The following is a 3,710-nucleotide window of genomic DNA, read 5'->3' on the forward strand; positions in this document are numbered from 1 at the left end:
CCTGGCGAACGTGGAGCGCCGCAAGACCATCATCAAGGACGAGCTGACCGAGGTGGCCGACAAGTACGGCGACGAGCGGCGGACGGACATCCTTGGCGACGCGGGGAGCCTCAGCATCGAGGACCTGATCCCCGACGAGGAGATGGTCATTACGGTGAGCCACGCCGGGTACATCAAGCGCGTGCCCAGCGACACCTACCGCGCCCAGGCGCGCGGCGGGCGCGGCATCGAGGGGATGAAGACCAAGGAAGAAGACTGGGTGGAGCACCTGTTCCTGGCCAACACCCACGACTACCTGATGTTCTTTACCCGCGACGGCCAGTGCTACTGGCTCAAGGTGCACGAGATCCCCGTGGGCTCGCGCAACAGCCGCGGCAAGCCGGTGGTGAACCTCATCAACATGGGGAGCGACGAAAAGATCGCGGCGCTGGTCCCCGTGCGGACCTTCTCGCACGACCGGTCGCTGATATTTGCCACGCGCAACGGCGTGGTGAAAAAGACGTCGCTGGCGGCGTACGGCAATCCGCGCCGGGTGGGGATCAACGCCATGAACGTGCTGGACGGCGACGAGCTCATCAGCGTGCAGCTGGCCGACGGCAGCTGCGACGTGGTGCTGGCCACCCGCGACGGCATGGCCATCCGCTTCGAAGAGTCCGACACGCGCGAGATGGGACGCGCCACCACGGGCGTGCGCGGCATCAGCCTGCGCAAGGGCGACCTGGTGATCGGCATGGTGGTCACCAAGGCCGGCAGCACGCTGCTGGTGGTGACGGAAAAGGGATTCGGCAAGCGCACCCCGCTGGAAGACTACCGTTGCCAGAACCGCGGCGGCATGGGGGTGATCAACGTGCGCACCACCGACAAGACGGGGCGCGTGGTGGCCATGAAGGAGGTGCACCCGGGCGACGAGCTGATGGTGATTACCCGCGAGGGCATCATCATCCGCACTCCGGTGGACGGCATCCGGGTCATCGGCCGTGCCACGCAGGGCGTCAAGATCATCAACCTGGGTGCCAAGGACTCGGTGATGGACGTGGCCCGCGTGGTGAGCGAGGACGAGGAGCCGCTCCCCATTCTGGACGGGGGCGACGGGTCCGCGCAGGAGGTGGTGGATTCGGTGGCGCTGGAAGAAACGCTGGGGATCGATCCGGACGACGGTGACGACGCGGGTGTAAACCTGGACACCCCCGCGGACGAAGAGCCCGAGGAAGATTCGCTGGACGAACTGCGCGCCGACGACGATTTCTGATCGTCGCCACGCGAAAAGAGAACGGGGCGGCCGCTGCATGCGGCCGCCCCGTTTTCTTGCTCGGGCGTACGGTTCGGCTTGGCGGGTCCAACGATGCCTGGTGTCTCGGAGATGATCGGGCGCCTGCTACTTCGCACGCCGCGGTTCCAGTTCCCAACGTACACGCCGTGCCAGCCGCGCCGCCGCGTACCAGACCTCGCGCGGCTCTCCCTCGCGGTCAGAGGCGATGCGCTCCAGCACAGCCAGAACCTCGGGCCCGATCTCGCTTCCGACGGCCTGAGTTCCTTGTGTCTGGTAGTCTCTGGTGGTTGATCCCAGCGGCACTCGAACGTGTTCGATCGTGTCCGGCGGCTCCAGATCGGAGGGCCGGATCGAACTCGACGGGATCACGTACTTTACGAGTATCAGCATCGCGTGCGTGCGAACGCGCACGGGCCGATCTCGCGAACCAGCGACGGCCAGCGCCTGGTCGTAGATGCGCCGGTCCCGGATGTACATGGTAGACGCGGTGAGGCTGCTCAGACCGGGCTCCGCACCCGACACCGTATCCCACAGGGCGACGAGGGCTGGCGGGCCATCCTCTGGACACGCCTGCGCATATTCCAGCGCCCACTGAGCACGGGTGTGCGGCTGGTCGCTCGACAGGATCTGCGCAGCAAGGCGACAATCGGTCCGGTGCTGCACAGTCGCCGCCTGCGGGTCAGCCTGCGCGGACGCCGACCTAACCGTCAGAGTCGCTAGCACGCCAGCACAGGTCAGCTTCCGCCCGAACGATCTCACCAGTTGAGGTGCCACTTGGTGCGGTTGGGTCATTCACGTGTGGCCTTGGCGTCAAAGCTCGCGCGTGCTGCACAGTACGGCTCCGGCAGATGCTCGATGTAAGACGGAACGCGCTTGGCGAGCACGATGCCGGGTTGTCTGCGCACGGCCACCGTACGGGCCTCAAGGAGTGGGAAGGTGCTCAGTGTCGAAACGCACCCGCTTGGCCAGCATTCCCGCTGCATACCAGACTTCGCGCGGCTGGCCCGATCGATCCGCCGCAATCCGCTCAAGAAGTGCGAGAATCTGCGGCGAAATGCCCGTCGGCATGGGAACGTGGCCTTGAGCGTATGACGTGTAGGTCGTTGATCCCAAAGCCATGGGAATGCGGCGTATGGAATCCGGCGGCACGAGGTCCGTGAGCCACACGCCAGTGCCGGGATTCACGTATTTCGACAGAACAAGCATGGCGGCGACGCGCACCCTCGCCGGCCGCGCGGGGTCGCCCGCGATGCCGAGCAACGCCGAATAAAGTTCGCCGTCCCGAACCTTCATGCTGGCGCGCGTCAGGTCGTCGAACTCGGCGGGGCCGTCGGGAACCGCACGCCACCAACCCGCGAGCGCCTGCGGCCCACTTGCAGGACAGAAGGGCGCAAGCTCGGCCGCCCACTGCAGCTTCGTTGCCGGATGCCGCGCGCGGAGCACCTGCGATGCCAGCCGGCACTCGTTGCGTATCCTGGCCTCGACCCCAGCATCGCGCGAGTTCTGCTGGGCAGCGCACGGCATCTCTGAACCAAGGATCAGAATCGCCAGCACGCCTGCGCCGATCAGCTTTGGGTCCAACGAGATCATTCGCGTTCTGATCACCGGTTGTCTCCGCACCAGACGTTGATCCGCCACGCGTTCTTACGGCTCAGGCGTGTCCGCAAGATCCGCCCGTACGCGCTTGGCGAGCATGCCGGCCGCATACCAGACTTCGCGCGGCTGTCCGGCACGGTCCGCGGTCAGTTGCTCGAGAAGCGCGAGTATCTGCAGCCGATATCCGGGCGGCATCGCGACCGTGCCGTGCCCACGAGACGCGTGCGTTGTCGATCCCAGAGCCATTGGAATCCGGCGAATCGTGTCTGGCGGAGTGAGGAACGACAGAGGGATCGAGAGCCCGGGGTTCGTGAGTTTTGCGAGCGCCAGCATCGTCGCCACGCGAACCTGCGGCGGGCGCGAGCCATCCTCCGCTACGGCGAGCAGGTCAGTAAAGAGCGCTCCGTCGCGCACCCGCATGGTAGCGAGAGTAAGTGCTTCGAGATCGTCGGCGTTCCCGCCGATCATGCGCCACCGCCTGCCAAGAGCCGCTGGCCCTACGTCGGTGCACTCGGGAATGCGCTCGGCAGCCCAGGTGAGACGGGGTGCGGGCCGGCCGGTGCGGATGATCCGTGCCGCCCGCCGGCACTCGTTGCGTAGTCTTGCGTGGATCGCTGCTTCTGCGGAACTCTGCTGGGCTGCGCACGAAATCCCGGAACTCAAAACCAGGGCTAACAGGATCCCAGGCCGGATTCGCTTTCGTTCAATAGTGGTCATCAGGGGCTTACGTCGTTGAACCAATCTGCGTGACGTACCAGGGCGTCCCGTCCGTCAACGTGTCAAGTCACCGACACCGCAGCATCTCCGCTGTGTAGCTACCCCTTCCTCACAGGCGCCTCGTGTT

General features: G+C 65.7%; 4 protein-coding genes. 1 reads left to right on the plus strand and 3 read right to left on the minus strand.

Translation table 11 applies throughout. The annotated features are described in order from the left end of the window. A partial coding sequence (locus VF665_RS19535) for a DNA gyrase C-terminal beta-propeller domain-containing protein (RefSeq protein ID WP_331055141.1) occupies positions 1 to 1,249 on the plus strand: 1,249 nt, incomplete at its 5' end. Between the two features lie 126 nt (positions 1,250 to 1,375). On the opposite strand, the gene VF665_RS19540 is transcribed toward VF665_RS19535, so the two are convergent. From VF665_RS19540 to VF665_RS19550, 3 genes are all read right to left on the minus strand, one after another. Continuing rightward, on the minus strand, positions 1,376 to 1,933 hold the full coding sequence (locus VF665_RS19540; RefSeq protein ID WP_331055142.1) for a hypothetical protein: 558 nt from the start codon (positions 1,931 to 1,933) through the stop codon (positions 1,376 to 1,378). A 258-nt stretch (positions 1,934 to 2,191) separates the two neighbouring features. Next, entirely contained in the window at positions 2,192 to 2,860 is a 669-nt protein-coding gene (locus VF665_RS19545) for a hypothetical protein (protein ID WP_331055143.1), read from the minus strand. A gap of 54 nt (positions 2,861 to 2,914) precedes the next feature. Further along, entirely contained in the window at positions 2,915 to 3,583 is a 669-nt protein-coding gene (locus VF665_RS19550; RefSeq protein ID WP_331055144.1) for a hypothetical protein, read from the minus strand. Positions 3,584 to 3,710 lie beyond the last annotated feature (127 nt).

The organism is Longimicrobium sp. (assembly GCF_036387355.1).
In the GTDB taxonomy this organism is placed as follows: domain Bacteria; phylum Gemmatimonadota; class Gemmatimonadetes; order Longimicrobiales; family Longimicrobiaceae; genus Longimicrobium.

Bases quoted from the DNA above. Each gene is read 5' to 3' on its own strand.
- VF665_RS19550 (WP_331055144.1), bottom strand. From the start codon at position 3,583: ATGACCACTATTGAACGAAAGCGAATCCGGCCTGGGATCCTGTTAGCC.
- VF665_RS19545 (WP_331055143.1), bottom strand. From the start codon at position 2,860: ATGATCTCGTTGGACCCAAAGCTGATCGGCGCAGGCGTGCTGGCGATT.